At 44.0% G+C, this 19863-nt stretch carries 13 protein-coding genes and 1 riboswitch; of the genes, 6 read left to right on the plus strand and 7 right to left on the minus strand.

Annotation, left to right across the window (positions count from 1 at the left end):
* Nucleotides 1-98 precede the first annotated feature (98 nt).
* Together H171_RS13710 and H171_RS13715 are read right to left on the minus strand one after the other, a co-directional pair.
* Complete coding sequence (locus tag H171_RS13710) at nucleotides 99-665, minus strand: DNA-3-methyladenine glycosylase I (RefSeq protein ID WP_100305650.1); 567 nt, start codon at nucleotides 663-665, stop codon at nucleotides 99-101.
* On the minus strand, nucleotides 666-1538 hold the full coding sequence (locus H171_RS13715; protein WP_100305651.1) for a methionyl aminopeptidase: 873 nt from the start codon (nucleotides 1536-1538) through the stop codon (nucleotides 666-668). It lies immediately after the preceding gene.
* Nucleotides 1539-1855: 317 nt separating this feature from the next.
* Between H171_RS13715 and H171_RS13725 the strand changes: the two genes are divergently transcribed.
* From H171_RS13725 to H171_RS13735, 3 genes are all read left to right on the plus strand, one after another.
* Nucleotides 1856-3334, plus strand: a complete 1479-nt coding sequence (locus tag H171_RS13725; RefSeq protein WP_100305652.1) for a DUF1846 domain-containing protein — start codon at nucleotides 1856-1858, stop codon at nucleotides 3332-3334.
* Nucleotides 3335-3919: 585 nt separating this feature from the next.
* Nucleotides 3920-4888, plus strand: a complete 969-nt coding sequence (locus H171_RS13730) for an aldo/keto reductase (RefSeq protein ID WP_100305653.1) — start codon at nucleotides 3920-3922, stop codon at nucleotides 4886-4888.
* A gap of 68 nt (nucleotides 4889-4956) precedes the next feature.
* A complete protein-coding gene (locus tag H171_RS13735; RefSeq protein WP_100305654.1) occupies nucleotides 4957-5808 on the plus strand; it encodes an NAD-dependent epimerase/dehydratase family protein in 852 nt (283 codons plus the stop codon).
* A 161-nt stretch (nucleotides 5809-5969) separates the two neighbouring features.
* Here the strand turns inward: H171_RS13735 and H171_RS13740 are convergent, their stop codons facing one another.
* A complete protein-coding gene (locus H171_RS13740) occupies nucleotides 5970-6521 on the minus strand; it encodes a VanZ family protein (RefSeq protein WP_100305655.1) in 552 nt (183 codons plus the stop codon).
* Between the two features lie 92 nt (nucleotides 6522-6613).
* Entirely contained in the window at nucleotides 6614-7483 is an 870-nt protein-coding gene (locus tag H171_RS13745; protein ID WP_157803163.1) for a Rossmann-fold NAD(P)-binding domain-containing protein, read from the minus strand.
* A 472-nt stretch (nucleotides 7484-7955) separates the two neighbouring features.
* Nucleotides 7956-8119, plus strand: a riboswitch (M-box (ykoK) riboswitch).
* 524 nt (nucleotides 8120-8643) lie between these two features.
* Here H171_RS13745 and mgtA point away from each other — a divergent pair.
* Nucleotides 8644-11361: a magnesium-translocating P-type ATPase gene (mgtA, locus tag H171_RS13750; protein WP_100305657.1), complete on the plus strand. Its 2718-nt coding sequence runs from the start codon at nucleotides 8644-8646 to the stop codon at nucleotides 11359-11361.
* 123 nt (nucleotides 11362-11484) lie between these two features.
* Here mgtA and H171_RS13755 read toward each other — a convergent pair whose 3' ends face one another.
* From H171_RS13755 to H171_RS13765, 3 genes are all read right to left on the minus strand, one after another.
* Nucleotides 11485-13665 carry an EAL domain-containing protein gene (locus tag H171_RS13755; RefSeq protein ID WP_100305658.1) on the minus strand — a complete coding sequence of 727 codons (2181 nt, stop codon included), beginning with the start codon at nucleotides 13663-13665 and terminating at the stop codon, nucleotides 11485-11487.
* A gap of 107 nt (nucleotides 13666-13772) precedes the next feature.
* A complete protein-coding gene (locus H171_RS13760) occupies nucleotides 13773-15620 on the minus strand; it encodes a sensor histidine kinase (RefSeq protein WP_100305659.1) in 1848 nt (615 codons plus the stop codon).
* Nucleotides 15617-17179, minus strand: coding sequence for a response regulator transcription factor (locus H171_RS13765; RefSeq protein WP_100305660.1), 1563 nt, complete (start codon nucleotides 17177-17179; stop codon nucleotides 15617-15619). Before H171_RS13765 ends, H171_RS13760 begins: the two co-directional genes overlap by 4 nt.
* 193 nt (nucleotides 17180-17372) lie before the next feature.
* On the opposite strand from H171_RS13765, the gene H171_RS13770 reads away from it, so the two are divergent.
* Nucleotides 17373-18866 (plus strand): sugar ABC transporter ATP-binding protein, encoded by a 1494-nt coding sequence (locus H171_RS13770; protein ID WP_100305661.1) that lies wholly within the window; start codon nucleotides 17373-17375, stop codon nucleotides 18864-18866.
* Nucleotides 18866-19861, plus strand: a complete 996-nt coding sequence (locus H171_RS13775) for an ABC transporter permease (protein WP_100305662.1) — start codon at nucleotides 18866-18868, stop codon at nucleotides 19859-19861. Before H171_RS13770 ends, H171_RS13775 begins: the two co-directional genes overlap by 1 nt.
* Nucleotides 19862-19863 lie beyond the last annotated feature (2 nt).

Raw genomic sequence — 19863 nt, forward strand, 5'->3', positions numbered from 1 at the left:
CGGATGCAGCCTTATTCTTTTAGCCTCTTATTTCATAAGCTATGTACTCTTTATCCAAATCATTCCCCACTTTTTCTTTGTATGATCTGCCTTTGTTTTCAGCCGTTCTGACTGCTCTCCCGGCAGAAACAGGAAAGCTCATGGTCATTGACCACGCCAACTGCCTGAAGATAGGAATAGATGGTAACAGAACCTACAAAGGCCATTCCCCTCTTCTTTAAATCTTTTGAAACCCGGTCAGACAACTCCGTTTTTACTTGAAAGTCATCATCCTGATTGATGATGACTTCCTTGTTTGTGAATCCCCATAGATACTCGGAAAAAGAACCGAACTCCCGCTGGATCTCCAGAAAGGCACCGGAATTTTTTACTGCAGCTTCTATTTTTTTCCTGTTCCTTATTATGCCCGTATTCTCCATTAAGCTATTTATTTTTTTCTCACCATAGCATGCCACCTTATCCACATCAAAGCCATCAAAGGCTTCCCGGAAGGATTCTCTCTTTCTCAGTATGGTGATCCAGGAAAGCCCTGCCTGAAAGGTTTCCAAAAGGAACATCTCATAAAGCTTTTTATCATCATAAACTGGAACTCCCCACTCTTCGTCGTGATATTTCATATAAACCGGCGAGGATTCATCCACCCAAAAGCATCGTCTTTTCTCCATTTATCTTGCAAGCACCTCCGCTCCTTCTTCCGTAATCAAAACAGTATATTCCCACTGTGCAGACAGACTTCCATCCTTTGTATAAATGGTCCAGCCGTCATGGTCATCCTGTACTACATCAGCTTTTCCGGCATTCACCATTGGCTCAATGGTAAATATCATCCCTGGTACAAGAAGCATGTCGGTTCCTCTTGTGCCGATGTGGCTGACCCATGGCTCCTCATGGAAATCCACACCCACGCCGTGTCCGCCGATTTCCCGCACGACCGTAAAGCCATTGGCATAGATATGTTCCGAAATAGCTGCTCCGATATCTCCCAGATGGCCCCATGCCCTGGTCTCCTTCACAGCCAGATCCACACTCTCCTTTGTGACACGGACAAGTCTCAAGGCCTCATCGGATACGTTGCCGATGCAGAACATTCTGGAGGCATCGGCATAGAAACCGTCAACAATGGTAGTCACATCCACATTGACAATATCCCCATCCTTTAAGATCCGGTTAGAATCCGGGATTCCGTGGCATACTACCTCATTGATGGATATGCACACACTTTTGGGATACCCCTCGAAATTAAGGGTTGCGGGGATTCCTCCCATTCTGATAGTATTCTCGTGTACCAGTGTATTGATTTCTTCCGTACTGATGCCTGGCCTTATCATCTCATCCACCAGATCAAGAATCCTGTTGTTTACAATTCCTGCACGGCGGACTCCTTCAATCTGAGCCGGCGTTTTTATCATATAGTGCTCTGGAACCTCATCTCCCATGACCGCATAGTTTTCAAGCTTCTGGTCAAAGGGAAGATGACAGTTTTTGTATTTTTTTCCGCTACCGCACCAGCATGCATCATTTCTTCCTATTTTAAACATTTTCATCCTCCTTCTTACTACAACGTTTTAACACGTTTGGGGCCGGTTGTAAAGGGTTTCAGGAAAAAGAAGGGGACAGTAAAAAATCCGTGGTAATTTCATAATTTATATGATACAATTTATAAGTACTATGGTCAAAAAGTTCGTGTATGCGTTATGGTTCAACCATGCCATTCTTAATTTGGCGGATAAAACATATTTCCGAAAGGTATATGTATTTGCCGCCAAATTATTTATGTTGGGCGTCTGCCCTCTGGAAATAATTACACAATTGTTTCTGCATGACTGAACTGTAAGCACACATCATGGAGGGACAAATGAAATTCGGATTTGATAACAATAAGTATTTAACCATGCAGTCAGAACACATCAGGGAACGGATCAGCCAGTTTGGCGACAAGCTTTATCTGGAATTCGGCGGCAAGCTGTTTGATGATTATCACGCTTCCAGGGTGCTCCCGGGGTTTGAACCTGACAGCAAGCTCCGCATGCTGATGCAGCTGTCAGACCAGGCAGAAATCGTGATCGCTATCAACGCTGCGGATATTGAGAAAAATAAAATCCGCCATGATCTGGGCATCACTTATGATGTGGATGTCTTACGACTGATCCAGTCCTTTACGGATAAAGGGCTTTATGTGGGAAGCGTTGTTATCACACAGTATTCTGGCCAGAAGGCCGCTGACTTATTTAAAAGTAAGTTGGAGAAAATGGGGATTAAAGTATACCGTCACTATATCATTGACGGTTATCCAAGCAATGTTTCTCTGATTGTCAGCGACGAAGGATATGGCAGGAATGATTATATAGAAACAACAAAGCCCCTTGTTATTATTACTGCACCAGGACCTGGAAGCGGAAAGATGGCAACCTGCTTATCACAGCTTTACCACGAGAACAAGCGGGGGATCAAGGCTGGGTATGCGAAATTCGAGACATTCCCCATCTGGAATATCTCCTTAAAGCATCCGGTAAACTTAGCCTACGAGGCCGCTACCGCAGACTTAAACGATGTAAATATGATCGATCCTTTTCATCTGGAAGCCTATGGAAAGACCACCGTTAATTACAACCGTGATGTAGAGATCTTTCCGGTACTATGTGCTATCTTTGAAGGAATCTACGGAGAGTGCCCTTATAAATCCCCCACTGACATGGGCGTAAATATGGTCGGCTTCTGCATGGTGGATGATGAAGTGTGCAGGGAAGCTTCCATGCAGGAAATCATAAGGCGTTATTACCAGGCCCTTTCCCGTTTGGCAAGGGATATAGGTTCCAAAGAAGAGGTCTATAAAATCGAGCTTCTTATGAAGCAGGCAAAAATAACCGCTGACATGAGAAAGGTTGTGAATGCCGCTAACAAGCTGGCCGAAATAAAAGGCTCTCCGGCTGCTGCACTTGAATTAGAGGACGGAACCATTGTTACAGGAAAGACTACCAACTTATTAGGTGCATCTGCCGCTCTCTTATTAAATACGGTCAAGGTTTTAGGAGATATACCTCATGACATCCATCTGATTTCTCCATCTGCCATTGAACCGATTCAGAAATTAAAGATCAACTATCTGGGCAGCAAAAATCCCAGACTTCATACGGATGAGGTTTTAATTGCGTTGTCCGCCAGTGCTGCAACCGATCCCAATGCTCAGATTGCCCTGGAACAGCTTCCGAAATTAAAGGGGTGTGATGCCCATACTTCGGTACTGCTTTCCGACGTGGATGTTAAGGTATTTAAGAAATTGGGTGTAAATCTGACCTGCGAACCCATTTATGAAGAGAAGAAAATCTATCACTAATTAGGCCTGTGCTCAAGGAGTTACTGCTCTATTTAACTTATGAGGCAAAATAACTGCGTACGAAAAAGCAAGGATTCTATTTCCTTGCTTTTTCTATGTAAGCTTAACTATTTTTATTGTTTATATTTTATACTTTTTATATTGTTTAAAATTTCATTTTTTCTTATGCATAATAAACATACGTTCTATGGTTTCTTTTACTTCGTTAATTCCAAAATCCTGTACTTCTTTTGTGTCGCATTCAATCATTGGTGCTCTCTTTATATTAAATTTTAACCACTCAAGTCTTCCGAAATTACATTCATAAACAGTTTCCCAATCAATATTGGTATCTAATGTTGTATTCTTAATATACTTCCCTAGACTACTCTACCATAGCATGCAATCATGAATTTACTAATACATTTTACGATTATCTTTGCATTTTACTGCATTTTCATCAAACAGCGATTGACTTAAAGTTAACGTTAAGGTTTATAATTAACATAAGCATTGCCCATGAGCATATCAAAATACGTTAGGAGACAGAGCAGCCTGAATTTGGAGTTGCCTTATGACTCCCCATATCTGAAAGGAGGAATCTATATGCAATACAACAATTTGCCCGGAACAAGTATTAAAGTTGCCTCACTAAGTCTAGGCACGATGATGTTTGGCGCTCAGACCAGCGAGGCTGACAGTCTCGCCATTATGGATTATGCCTGCGGTCAAGGGATAAACTTTTGGGACACTGCCAATGTGTACAATCAGGGCGAAAGCGAACGCATCGTCGGCAAGGCCTTAAAAGGACGGCGCGATAAAATTATTCTCGCCACGAAAGTAAATGGGCAGATGGGTGAAAACCCGAATGACAGGGGCCTTTCTCGCCGAAATATTGTCTCCGCTGTGGAGGCAAGCTTAAATCGCTTAAATACGGATTATGTTGACCTCTATTATATGCACGCTCCAGACTACGAAACAAAAATTGAGGAAACGCTTGAGACAATGTCCGGCCTTGTTAAGGCTGGAAAGGTCCGCTATATCGGTGTCAGTAATTTCGCCGCCTGGCAGATTGCAGATATGATGGCTATCTGTGATAAACGGGGATACATCGCACCGGTCATCACTCAAAATGTATATAACCTCATTACGCGCGGCGTAGAGACGGAGCTCATTCCATTTTTGCAGGCCCATGAACTGGGAATGGCAGTATACAACCCTATCGCAGGCGGACTTCTGGCCGGAAAACATAAGCCGGGCACCCCAGCAGAGAATACCCGTTTTTCAAACAGTGAAGCCTATTATAAACGCTACTGGTCTGAAGAGAATTTTGCTGCTATAGAAAAGCTGACAGAAATTGCTTCAGAGAATGGTATGGGTATTCTTGAACTCTCTATGAAATGGTGCGCAAGCCGCGCCAAAGTCACCAGCGTGATCAGTGGTGTCAGTAAGCTTTCACAGTTGGAACAGAATATTGCTGCACTGGAAGGAGCAGCGCTTCATGATGACGTGCTGCAGGCTTGTGATGCGGTTTGGCATTCTCTGGCGGGTACACGTTTTGGATACAATCGATAATAATTTTAGGGACCGAAAGATTAAAGCAAAGTAACATATTTTAATCATTTATAGAAAGAGGATTTTATATGAAAAAAATAGTAATAACCGGAACTGCGGGCCTTCTTGGCCCCTATGTAGTTAAGCACTTTTTAGAGCAGGGATATGAGGTTTTGAGTGTAGACAAAGTAAAGCCGGCCGAGTCTTTAACACGTCATATGACAGCAGACTTAACCAATCTGGGCGAATGTTATGGAATCTTAGAGGGCGCACATGCTGTGATCCATCTTGCCGCGATCCCTACAGCATACATTTTCCCCAATGAGGTGACATTTCGAAATAATGTGATGGCTACTTATAATATTCTCGAAGCAGCGGCAGGATTAGGAATCACAAAAGCTGTTATTGCCTCCAGCGAATGTACTTATGGGATCTGCAACTCACGCCAGGGTCTGACACCTGTTTATGTTCCCGTAGATGAAGAACATCCTGCACTTCCTGAAGATAGCTATGGCCTCGGAAAAGTAGTCGGGGAAACAATTGCTGATGCAATTAACCGCCGCTGCGGAATGCAGATTGTCTCCTTCCGGATCGGCAATATTATAAGCAAAGAGAAATATATGAACTTCCCCGGTTTTATACATAATTCTGAGAAACGCAAACAACTTATGTGGAATTATATTGACGCTCGTGATATCGCTGTGGCATGCCAGCTTGCTATCGAAAAAGATGGACTCGGTTCTATCGTAATGAATCTTGCCGCTGATGATAACTGTATGGACATCAAAAGCTGTGATCTGATGAAAGCCGAATATCCAAACGTGACTGACATTCGTACTCCAATTGATGAATATCAGACTTTATACTCCAATGAAAAAGCCAAAAAAATCCTGGGTTGGAAGCCTGTTCATTTCTGGAGAGAAAATGTACCTCAAGAATAATACGTAACAGATGACAAGGAATAGTATGATCGTATTATATTTTTATTAAACAAAGCTTGCAAATACTAATCTCTATAGTATTTGCAAGCTTTCAGACTCATAACCAATCATTCCAAGCTGTTAAGAAATTTGGAATTTGACAGCATCGTATTTTGCTTTATTCAGAATCTCATTTTAATTACAAATAAAAAATAAAAGGTGACAGGTAATCCAATAATTGTAGATAATATTGTGATCGTAGTACGTACTTTTTTCTCATCTCTTAACAGGAGTAATATAAACTTATAGCCCAAAATGCCAATTCCTCCACCCAAACAATTTAAAATCACATCATCTATGTCTGATATCCCAATGCCAAAAAGCCCCTGAATGATCTCAACAAATACACTTACTAAAAATATAAACAGCAAATTGGTCATTACTCCTTTATCTTTTTTAAATAAAGGCAAATATATACCAAATGGAACAAAAATTGCTACATTACCAACCACATTACCAAAAGCGAATCTTTTTAGATTCTCGGAACCACCAGATATATATTCCATTATACTATGAAAAGGAATGAGATTGATTGACCTGCCTATAGTCCTTTGACCATTAAATAGCTCCAAAAGCGAAACTCTTGATAAGAACAGTATTTTAATTAGCAAAAGTATATAACAAATGAAAACACCATATAAAAAGACTGTTTCAATTCGCTCTCGTTTATTCATAATACCTCCATTTTCATTTCATCCAACTCTGCTTACTCCCTTACATGCTATTTATTGAGATCCGCAGTTTAAGTTACTATTGCGCTCATTATCTATGTCGTTGCTTCCTGAATAAATTTGTCAATCAAATCATAAATCCACGATTTTAACGGAGAAAAATCGAATTTCCATTCTGATGCGAGTCTGGTATTTAAGCTGTAATCCGGCGCTCCATTGTAAGGACCGTTATCCCCCGCTTTCGATAAAACTGTCCGTCTGCCGGTCTTTTCTTCAACATATGCAATTATCTCTCGAAGAGATATTGTTCCCGTATTGCTGCCGTTGAATGCACCTGTACATTCTTGCTCTGCCAGGAAAGCCAGAAACCGGCCCGCTTCATCTGAACTGACAAATTCCATCTGTGCGTCAATATTGTCAATAAACATGGGAATTTCTTTAACAACATGTTCGATATAGAAATACAATCGCTTTGTATAATCATCGGTACCAATGACAAAAGGAAACCTGACGGCTGCGCTGTTCTGTAAAGGATAAGCCTGAAATAAAGCGCACTCTGCGAGTCGTTTCACCTCATCATATGGATAGTCCGCTCTATCGCACCATTTTAGTGGCTTCTCAAAAGGATTGAAGTCGCTTTCCATTGTGTTGACATGGAGATCATCATATACAGACATGGAGGAGGTCATTACATAGCGTTTGCATTTTATAGAGTCCAGCGCATATTTTACGTCATTGGAGCAATAGGCAATATTATCGCATACCACATCATAAGTCATGTTGCTAAATACTTCGGCCATGCTTTTTGCAGAATTGCGCTCAACAACCAATCTGCGTACGCTGTTCCCATAAGTATCTTTTGTTATTCCTCTTGTTGCAATCGTGACATTATGTCCTTTTTTAATGAGTTCTTCAACCATATGTATGCCAAAGTATTTTGTCCCGCCCAAAACTAAAATTTCCATTCTGCTCTCCGATCCGCCATATTTTATAAATAGTCTGTACTTCAGATTCCGTTTTATAAAGTATACCATACATCGGTATAGAAATATAGCGGCGAATATTCTTGAGCATTTATTCGTTGTTACGCTTGTAAATTGACTTGAACGCGGCCTGGTCTATCCTTTGGGCAATGTGGCTTTGCTTTTTATTGCGGTTAACCATGTTTACAGCATATCGGCTTTTGTAACAGCCTCCATGACCGTGAGGTCTTTCATATACATTTGACGTCCTCCGGCAACGCGAAGGTAACTATTTTCTGTTTCTGGCCGCTGATTGTGAACCGGCAGCTGACTAGGCTGGTCCCGTTATTGATCTGCTCTCCGTCATTCGTACATGGAAATTATATTGTTCTCAATTTGAATTTATAAGGATTACAAAGAAATGGTTGACAAATTGATACCAGGGACATATACTAGAACAGGTTAATGAATAATTAGACCGTTTCGGTAGGTGAGGCTACCGCAGGGATACGGGTTGCTGCCGCAAAATAGTGGAAACACTATGAGAAGGTGAACAGTCCATGTCGAAAACAAGGCATGGAATAATGCAATTACATTGCCCTGCGAAGCTAAAGCTTGAACGATGGCGGGAAACGCTTTACATAATACAGTCAAGCGTTTTTATAGGGATGTTATCCCCTGTCGTCGTTTTACTATGACGGCAGGGGATTTTTATATTTGGAGGTGAGGACATGGACGACGGAAGTAGTAAGCGTATAAACGATGGACAGAATGATACCGCTTGTGACATAAGTGCGCTTTTTTTGTTTGCTCATGCCCAAAACCGGTGCTTTAGGCAAAGGCTTTTATAGGCCATAACTCCTATTGCCGCTTTGCGTGTTGTCCATCGTTTGGTTTTAAAAAACAGACGATGGTTTTTTTATGCCCTTTTTTAATAAAAAAACTCTCCCCATTGGGGTTTATATAAATACTACTAAAACAAGCGAGGTGAACGAAATGGAAACCGGAAGTAAATACGGCCCTGATCCTGACGGGCGAAACCGAAGGCTTGAGCCGGAATGGAACCCTTTTTCCATTTCGGCGGCCTGAATATAGACGAGGCTCATCAGTATATGGGCTGTGCTTCCTCACATCTTACAAAAATAAAATGGAGGTACAGACCAATGCAAAAAGTAAAAAACAATTTAGAAACCTTAAAAGTAACCCAGGACATGGTGCGCCGTGACGAGATCGCGACCAGGATAAAATCTGCCGCCGCTGCTAAAACGGATGCACTGTTTAACAATCTGAACACGACGCCGGAAGGACTCAGTGAGGATCTTGTGGGGGCTTCCCGTGAACAGTACGGCGACAATAAAGTTACCCACGGAAAAAAAGTATCCCTGCCAAAACGCATCACCGAGGCATTCATCAATCCTTTTACCGCCATCCTAATCGGGCTGACGGCGGTGTCGGCGTTTACCGACATCATTCTCGCAGAACCGGGAGAAGCAGATCCGCTGACTGTTGTGATTATCATGACAATGGTGATGATTTCCGGAATTCTGCGCTTCGTGCAGGAAACAAGAAGCGGCAACGCCGCTGATAAGCTTTTAAAAATGATCAAGACGACCACAAACGTCCGGCGGATGGAAACTGGCAACGCGGAAATACCGCTGGAAGAAGTCGTTGTGGGCGATATTGTCCATCTGGCTGCGGGAGACATGATTCCCGCCGACATGCGGATTATCCAAGCCAAAGATTTGTTTGTCAGCCAGTCGGCACTGACTGGGGAAAGTGTGGCAGTAGAGAAAATTCCAGGGGCCGTGAGTGTGGAACACGATACATTGGCAGAGTACCCGAACCTGGCCTTTATGGGATCAAACGTCATCAGCGGCAGCGCGGCAGGCGTGGTTGTTGCGACGGGTGACGACACGATATTCGGAGATATGGCAAAGAACGTCAGTGATAAACCTGTGCAGACCAACTTTGAAAAAGGCGTTAACTCTGTATCATGGCTGCTCATCCGGTTCATGATGGTCATGGTTCCCATCGTGCTGTTTATCAACGGATTCACCAAGGGCGATTGGATGGAGGCAACCCTGTTTGCCCTGTCAGTGGCGGTAGGCCTGACACCGGAAATGCTGCCGATGATCGTCACCACCTGCCTAGCCAAAGGCGCAGTGGCTATGTCTAAGGAAAAGACAATCATCAAGAACTTAAATTCAATCCAGAATCTTGGTTCCATCGATATACTGTGTACTGACAAGACAGGAACCCTGACCCAGGATAAAGTGGCACTGCAATACCACTTGAATATCCACGGGGAGGAAGATACACGCGTATTGCGCCATGCCTTTTTAAACAGCTATTACCAGACAGGACTGAAAAATCTTATGGATGTCGCCGTCATTGAACGCACCCTGGAAGAGCAGAAAACGGTAGCGGAGCTTCGCGGCCTTACCGATCAGTTTACCAAGGTTGATGAAATCCCCTTTGACTTTGAGCGTCGCCGTATGAGCGTAGTGGTAAAAAATGGCAAGACACAGATGATCACCAAGGGAGCGGTGGAGGAAATGCTGTCGGTTTGCAGCTTTGCTGAGTATGAAGGACAAGTGCTGCCGCTGACTGACGACATCAAGGCATATATTCTTAAAAAGGTAAATGATTTAAACGAGGATGGAATGCGGGTTATCGCCGTTGCGCAAAAGACCAATCCCTCTCCCGTAGGCACGTTTTCCGTGGCTGACGAATCGGATATGGTGCTGATGGGATATCTTGCTTTCCTTGATCCGCCAAAGGAATCTACGGCTGAAGCACTTGCCGCCTTAAAAGAGCATGGCGTGGATGTGAAAATTCTGACTGGCGATAACGACAAGGTGACTCGCTGCGTTTGCCGGCAGGTAGGCCTCTCCGTTGACCGTATCTTATTGGGCTCTGATCTTGACAACATGTCCGATGAAGAACTTGGAAGCGCCGCCGAAAGAGTAAGCGTTTTTGCCAAGCTGTCTCCGCAGCAGAAGGCCCGTGTCATTACAATCTTACGGAATAACGGGCATAGCGTTGGCTATATGGGAGACGGTATCAACGACGCGGCAGCAATGAAGGCTTCCGACGTGGGCATTTCCGTTGACACAGCGGTAGACATCGCCAAAGAGTCCGCTGATGTCATTCTTCTGGAAAAAGACTTAATGGTATTGGAGAAGGGCATCATCGAGGGCCGCAAGACTTACGCCAACATGATCAAATATATCAAGATGACGGCAAGCTCCAACTTCGGCAATATGTTTTCAGTACTGGCAGCCAGTGCTTTCCTGCCCTTCATTCCCATGCTGCCCATCCATCTGATTCTGTTGAATCTGATTTACGATTTAAGCTGTACGGCAATTCCGTGGGATAATGTAGATAAAGAGTACCTTGCTGTACCGAGGAAATGGGACGCTTCTTCCATCGGAAAATTTATGATATGGATCGGACCGACCAGCTCGGTGTTTGACATCACCACCTACCTGCTGATGTATTTCATCATCTGCCCTGCCATGACCGGCGGACTTATGTTCCACCAGCTTACTGACCCGGCTATGCAGGCATACTTTATCGCACTGTTCCAGGCAGGCTGGTTTGTAGAATCCATGTGGAGCCAGACTCTTGTCATTCATATGATTAGAACGCCTAAGATTCCTTTTATCCAGAGCCATGCTTCCCTGTCGGTGACACTGCTCACCTTCACAGGCATTGCAGCCCTGACCATCATTCCCTTTACCAAACTTGGAGCATCCATCGGCCTTGCCGCCCTGCCGCCTGTATATTTTGCATGGCTGGCGCTGACCATTTTCCTGTATATGGTGCTCGCTACGGTATTCAAGAAGATTTTTATCAGAAGGTATGGTGAGTTATTATAAGAAGTTTTATTATGATCCATGCAAAAGCCTGCAGGTATTATCACACAATTGTGATAATACCTGCAGGCTTTTAAAATCGATTTCTAACACAGTGATTGGGACTTTCATTCTATACAAGGCATTTCATTCTCCGGAGTTACGGCATTCTGTATCTTCCCAATGACTCACCTTCCCATCACTTTCTGGCCTTGACTTTTGTTTCTCCTCCTCCGCCGTACCATGCCGGCTCATATATTCCAGAAAACTATCATAATTTAAGGACCTGCTGTAATAAAAGCCCTGATAACACTCACAGCCAAGTTCATGAAGCATTTCGACCTGTTCCTTGGTTTCCACACCTTCCGCCACAGCCTTGACATGGAGCTGCTCGCAAAGAGAAAGAATTGATTTTATAATCTGCCGGCGCTGTTCGTCGCTGGTTATCAATCCTACCAGGGAAGCATCTAATTTTATGACATTAGCGTAAAAATCACATATGTAAAGAAGCGAACTGTGACCCATGCCGAAATCATCAATAGAAAGATTAAGTCCCATCGCCGTAATCTGCCCTAATTTATTGCATATAGCGTCAGTCGCATCTATTGTAGCGTTTTCGGTAAGTTCCAGCTCCATATACTGAGGCTCGATGCCTAACTGACTGATGCAATCCTGCACAGATCGAACCAAGGATCCATCCTCTTTCAGCTGCCGCGGACTTAGATTTACGGAAAGAGGTACTTTAAATCCCTGTTCATGCCAGCGTTTCATATCGCTGAATGAATGGTTCATAATCCATTGCCCCAGCTCATTCGTCAAATTAGCCTCATCGCAAATATTTAATATAACGATAGGGGAAACATAACCATATACGGGATGATTCCATCGCAGAAGAGCTTCTGCTCCCACGATCTGGCCTTTATAGTTTACTTTCGGCTGATATTCCATATGAAGAGTTTGTGTCTGGCTCTTAAAGCCTTCCCGGATCTCTGCCGCCAAAGCGCGGGCAAGAGAACCTGTTTCATCGTGACGGTTAAGTATGGTTTTAACCTGCCGTTCCTGAATATATTTAATTTCATTTGCCAGTCCCCTAAACACTTCGATGCGGGCGGACTGCTGGTGCTTTTCCTGCATTCTGACGAAAGGAATATAAATCAGCACAGCCAACACCAGATTAACGGCTTGCATCACGGCCCCGACAACGGATCCCGTACTGAGATAACCGGACAGGAAAATGGGAGTGGTCCATTTTACCGCCTGCGTAACCGGAGGAACCCAGCCAACGCTTACGGATATCCAGGCGTTAAGGCACAAAAAAACAGGCGCTAACACAAATGGGGCCAAAAAATACGGATTGAATATAATGGGCAAACCAAATATCATGATTTCATTGATATTAAATAAACCGGGCAGTACCGAAATCTTTGCCAAACGGGTTTCGCCGCTGTTCTTCCCAACCAGCAAGAGGGCTATCAACAGTCCAAAGGTTGCTCCTGCACCTCCTAAATAAACATAGGTATCAAAAAATTCTTTATTAAAAATAGCCTCACCCATTGCTGACGAAACTGACGAAGCAGCGACAGGCACGGCATCCATAATTACATTTCCTCCATGTATGCCAAAAAACCATAAGATGTGAGTGATGAGAATAACAATTACTGCGGAAAAGAAATTTTCTCCCGACAGCCACATGTCATTGATCTTATGTAAAATCTGGTTATTGCCTAATCCTATTAAATTAAGCATCACTTTTCCCATACTAAAGGTAAAAACAGTGAGCAAAGCAGGAAATACCGACCGAAAGGCTTCCCGGGTCATGGTACTTCCATGATAATTAATAAGATTTTTAGACCGTATGCATACCTGCAGTTTATAGAAAAAGCAGTACAAATCGCATGCAAGAAATGATATGATAATAGCTTCAAACATACCGGAAGAGCCAGCATTTGCTGTGCTTATAACAATACCATCTGAATTCTTCATCCATATAATGAAAGCGATCAGTGCTACTGCCTGTAAGACAGTTGTACTGACCTCCCCGGACTTAATGAACTCTTTTTCGCTCGCAATCGCTTGGCTGACGGTAATCACTGTAATAATCGCCATAATTTGAAGAGTACCTTCATATATAAGTAAACCAATTTCCCACCAGCCTTCTCCAAAAATATATGACATAAAAGACTGGTACGCCGGGATGGGCAGATTTAGCATCGCCAGCACAATGGAACCGATTAGAACAAACGGCATTAGGTACAGCAATCCTCTGCGGAGTACGCGGATCATCTGCTTATTTGCCAGCTTAGATATAAGTATATCAAATTCCTGCATTATTGTTATGATTACCTCCTCTCGGTAAGTCCATGATTTTAATTATAAAATTTTTAATGAATTAATTGTTGCTAATTGTAATCAATTTATGAAATTTTGTTCTCAATTTAATTTTCTCTGCCAACTAACGATTTTAATTTACGGGCATAAAAAGAAGAAATCCTGATCTCCACCTCTGTTCCCTTTCCCTGCAGGCTCTTATAGGTCAGGCCGTACCCGGGACCGTAAAGAATCTCCAGGCGTCGATGGGTATTGAATACGGCAATGTTTGTCCCAATTTTACTGGTTCCCTTGCCGGAGAGAATGCCGGAAAGCTTTCCGGTATCCATTCCCACCCCGTCATCAGAAATCAGTATAACGGCTGTGTTTTCTTCCATCCAGCCGGTAATGACAATGGTTCCTCCTTTTGGTACCTTTTCCAAAAGCCCATGAAGGATAGAATTTTCCACCACTGGCTGAAAGGTCAGCTTTGGAATTGGCAAGTCCATCATATGATCTGGTATATCCACCACAAAGTCAATGATCTGATGGTAACGCATATTTTGAAGCCGGACATAGGTTTTCACATGTTCCAGCTCATCGGCAATGGTGCTTAAGATTCCCTTATGGCTCAAAGTCAGTTTGTAAAAACGGGAAAGGTCCACGACCGCCTCCGAAACCTCTTCTGTCCGGCCCTGCTGTGCCAGCCAGTTGATCATGTCCATGGTGTTGTATAGAAAATGGGGGTTGATCTGGGCCTGAAGAGAATTAAACTCAGCGGCTCGTAAGTCCTCTGCCGCTTTTGCCTGTTCCCCGATGAGCCTGTTCATCATTCTGGTCATATAATTGTAGGTGTCGATCAAGCCCCCGATCTCATCATGGTAAAGAGATGCAGGCAGAGGGGTGGGAGGCTCTGTACGCACCTTTGCCATTTGCCCAATGACAGAGGAAATCCGGTTGGTAATGGAATGGGACAACCGGTTTGCAATTAAAAATGAAGTCAATATGCAAAGTAAATATATAAAGAAAAAGCCGATCATAAGGAGAAAGCTTTTTTGAATGATGGCTTTGGTTGGAATGACAGCCACCATAAACCAGTCCGCTTTCCTGATATAATAAAAACCGGCATAAACATCTTGATCCAGAATATTCTTTAGGATAAAATTATTGGACGACATAAAGAAATCCCGGACCTTGTCATAGCTGAAATGGTAGATTCCCGCCAGCCCGTCATCAGAGGTGGCAACGGTGCTGTCCCGGTCGTTGATGATATAGGCCACGCTGGTATCCTCTGTTAGATTGTTCTTTAAAAGTCTTGTAAACGGTGCTTTGGAGTAATAGATGGCCGTATAGCAGGTGTGGTACTCACTGTTATACAAAATGGTGGTTTTGGTAATATAGGCCATATCTCCTGATCCCCTTACCTCTATGGGGCTTAAATAGAATTCAGGACAAAAGAGAGAATTTAAAGACCGGTCTCCCTGGAAAATTCCGTGCCAGTAAGACCCTCTGGCCTCTCTCATAGGGCGGAAGATCCGGCCGGAAGATTCATTATGAAAGATTTCCTGAAATTCAGGAATATCAAGATAAATAAGAATATTTGTAATATATTCGCCGTCAATGATGGCTTCTGCTGTCTCGTAAAAATCTGCAGCCTCAGAGGAATCATCAATCCAGTTGGAAGGCTGGTATCCGTTCAGACGGAACAGCTTTTTATAATAAGGATGGGCTTCCAGGCTCTTCTGTGCCTCCAGACACGTTTCGATCAGCTGATCAATCTGCGGCATAGTCATAGCAGAGGCGGTTTGTTCCGTCCGGATAGTATCCGCCAAAACCATGTCATAAAGCTTTCCATGGAAAAAAAAGAACATGACCAGCATGGGTATGGTGGTGATGACCAGATGGGTGATGGTAAACTTTGTCTGAAGCATCATGTTGTTATAAAAGAACTTTACTCTTTGTATCAGATTTTTCATTTCAACATTTTCTCCCGGTAATCAGACGGCGATAGGCCAGTCATTTTTTTAAAGCTCTTGCTGAAATAATTTCCGTTGCTGTATCCTACCTTGTTTGAAATATCGGCAATCTGATAACGGGAATCAGCCAGAAGCTCTTTGGCTTTTTTCATCCGGAAATCCGTAAGGTATTGGTTAATGGTTTGTCCTGTTTCATTTTTAAAATACGTGCACACATAAGAAGCGGACAGGTAAACCTGGCCGCCGATATCCCGTACCGAAAGAGCTTCATTGTGATAATGATTATGGATATACTCTTTAATTAGGAAAATAGTGGTATCTTCCGACATATGTGACCGGGCTGCTTCAAAAAGCAGTTCGGTTTTTTGCGCCAGCTTTTGGTGCAGCTCCCGAAAGCTAAAGCAGCTTTCAAGAAGCTTCATGGCATTTTCCGGCTCCATGACCGGTGCCAGCCTAAGTGTCTGACGGCAGTCCTCCAAAACCATAAAAAGCTTATAATAAAGATCCTTTGCTTCATGGGAAGAAACCTCTCTCCTCTGGTAAAAATCCTCATAAAGGTGCAGAAGCAGTTCCCTTCCTTTTTTTTGGTCCTTATTTAATACAGCCTCCGATAAAAGGGTGATATAAGCATCCTCGGCGGACTTATTTCTGCCCTGTTTATCCGTATGTACCGTCTGTTTCTCTTCAGGGGTAAATAATGTTCCCGGATCAAAGAAAAAGCTGCTCTGCATGAGAGATACCGCAGACGCATAGGAATCATAGGCCCTTGCAATGCCTGTATAAGTTTCTCCTCTGCTGATATAGAAGGTAAAGGCAGAATCAAAACAATTCTTTAAGAAAAAGCCGGTCCTTTTTAAGGCTCCATGGGAAGGCAGCTCAGGGGAGAGAATATGGAACACATGGTACTGGATATATTTTGACACATAGTAAACCTGCATATGGGAATGGGAAAGAAATACTTCCAGATCCGTCAGTACCTGATCCATAAGACTCTGGTCTGTCTGGCTCTGTTCCAGCTTGACAACAAAAGAGGTGAAGCCTGCATGGGAGGTGAGCTTAAGGCCCAGCTCTTTTGCAAGGGCTGCGACGGTTTCCTTATTGTCCTTGTAAGGTTGGGTAAGGGCTGCGGCAAAGGAAGAGGCGGTTCCCCTGGAATAAAACAGCTCATTTTTTACAGTCCTCATATTCTGACGGACACAGTTGTAGGCTTCCTGGATTGAGTTTTTCACCTCTGCAGGATCCAGGGGCTTTTCCACATAGTTGATAGCCTTTAAGCGAATAGCCGCTTTTAAATATTCTTTATCCGAATAACCGCTCATAAAGATAAAGGCCGATTGAGGAAGCAGCTTTTCCAGCCGTTCCACCATCTCAATTCCATCCATTCTGGGCATCCTTACATCGCATAAAACGATTTCAGGCTTCACTTCCTTTGCTATGCGAAGCCCGCTTATGCCGTCCTCTGCCTGGAACAGCTGAAAGATGCCCAAAGACTCCCAGTCAATGGAATCAATCAACCCGGTACGTGTGAGCTCTTCATCATCAACGATCAGCAATTTCATAACAATCTCCTTCCTGCATGTTATCCATTATTATTCTAGCAAAATAACCAAAAAACACAATACAAAAGCCCTGATATTGCCATTATCAACGAAAAACTCAAAAATATATTACCCGTTATCAAAAGATTATGCTGTTTCTTCCATATCCCACTGATGGTAAAATGATCCCAGCTTAAGAAGGGAGGAAGCAGCCGTGTCCGAATATGTTCTGGAATTAAAGGGCGTTACAAAAATATTTCCCGGCGTAAAGGCCTTAGACCAGGTTCATTTCAGTCTGAAAAAGGGCGAGGTTCATGCACTGATGGGGGAAAACGGAGCGGGAAAATCCACATTTATCAAAGTGATAACAGGAGTTCACAGGGCAGACGAAGGAGAAATCTTTCTGGACGGGAATCATACAGAATTTAAAGGGCCAAAGGATGCCCAGACAGCAGGAATCGCTGCTGTTTACCAACATCCTACCTCCTACCCGGACCTTACGGTGACGGAGAATATATTTATGGGCCATGAGATCGTAAAAAACCGTATGATCCAGTGGAAGCGGATGAATCAGGAGGCGGATAAGCTGTTAATGGAACTGAATGCAGATTTTAAAGCCTCCGCCGAAATGGGAAGCTTAAGTGTTGCCCAACAGCAGATGGTGGAAATCGCAAAGGCACTATCCACCCAGGCCAGAATCATCATTCTTGATGAACCCACAGCTGCTCTTACAAAAAACGAATCCGAAGACTTGTACCGGATCGTGGATCAGTTAAAGGCCGCCGGTGTTTCTATTATCTTTATCTCCCACCGGTTTGAGGATATGTACCGGCTGGCGGATCGGGTAACCATTTTCCGGGATTCCCGGTACATCGGTACCTATGAATCGGGGGGAATCACCAATGGCGAGCTTATAAAGGCCATGGTAGGCCGCGAGATCAGGGACCTTTACCCAAAACCGGAGGTAAAGACCGGCCCGGAGGTTCTTAAGGTGGAAAACATGTCAAGGACCGGATACTTTAAAGACATAAGCTTTGCACTTCACCAAGGGGAGATTCTGGGACTTACGGGACTTGTAGGGGCAGGGAGAACAGAGGTGGCAGAAAGCATCTGCGGCATTACAATGCCGGATTCCGGAAATATTTATATTGAGGGAAGGCACGTCTCCATAAAACACCCGTCTGATGCCATGAAAGAAGGGCTTGTCCTTCTTCCGGAGGACCGACAGAGAGCAGGTCTTATCCTCACCTGGGGCCTGTGGCGCAATGTGACCCTGCCCATCATGGGAAAATATGCGAAATGCGGCATTACAAATGAAAAAATGGAATATGAAACCGCAAAACAGCTTTTGGAAGAAGTGGATACAAAGGCAGTTTCCATCTTTGATCCTGCCAGCTCCTTATCCGGAGGAAACCAGCAGAAAGTGGTGGTGGCAAAGGCTTTAAGCCAGGAGATGAAAGTCGTCATTATGGATGAACCCACCAAGGGCGTGGATGTAGGAGCAAAGGCCGAGATCTATCAGATTATGGGGGATCTAGCGAAGAAAGGATACGGAATCCTTCTCATATCCTCGGAAATGCCGGAAATTTTGGGTATGAGTGACCGCATCCTGGTCATGTGCAATGGCAGGCTGTCCGGTGAGCTAAACCGCGGGGAAGCGACTCAGGAGGCCATTCTCCAGCATGCCATGGAAAGGAGTTCCCAATAATGGACAAAAAACTGCTTAAGAAAATCACTGGCTCCAGAGAAGCCAGCCTGCTCCTTGTTCTGGTGATCCTCTGCATGGTGATCCAGATGTTCAGCCCATCATTTCTGACAGCAAAATCTATTCTGGATATGCTGAAAAACAATGCGGTCATCATGATTATGGCCCTGGGAATGCTTTGCGTCCTTCTGGTGGGAGGAATCGACATTTCCATTACCTCCACCCTGGCTCTTTCCGGAATGACCGTAGGAATGCTTCTTAAATATAACATCATTCATAATACACTCCTTCTGTTTCTCATCGCCATTTTAGTAGGCGCTTTATGCGGAGCCATCATTGGTTTTGTGGTCGCAAGAGGAAAGGTGCTTCCCATTATCGCCACCATGGGATTCATGTACATATACAGGGGACTTGCCTATTTGATTGCCAAAAGCCAGTGGGCCAGTGCAGAAAATCTGGGAGGCTTTAAGAATTTTGCGTTGGAAAAGGAACTGGGGCTTGGTATATTAAATAATGTTATTGTCATTGTCCTGGTGTGCTATATCATCTTCTTTGCTGTCATGAAATGGACCAGAACAGGGAGAAAGATTTATGCAGTGGGCAGCAACCCGGAAGCTGCTGCCGTATCCGGCATCAATACCAAGAGGATCAAGCTGTTCGTCTATACCCTTATGGGAATGCTGGCCGGTTTATGCGGTGCCCTTGCTGTTGCGGTCTATTCCTCCGCCCAGCCTAACATGCTTTACGGAAAGGAAATGGATGTGATCGCGGCCTGTGTCATCGGAGGTGTGAGCATGTCAGGAGGCCGGGGATCGGTGGCAGGCGCTTTGTTAGGCTCCCTGATTCTGGCAGTCATTGCCAAGGCCCTTCCTCTCGTAGGGATCGATTCCATCGTACAGAATACGGTTAAGGGCTGTATTATTCTGGCTGTCATCATTTTCAACGTAGTAGCGCAGCGCATGATACAAAAGGAAAACTTAAAAGGAAGGGAGATGTAATT

The organism is [Clostridium] celerecrescens 18A (assembly GCF_002797975.1).
GTDB lineage: Bacteria > Bacillota > Clostridia > Lachnospirales > Lachnospiraceae > Lacrimispora > Lacrimispora celerecrescens.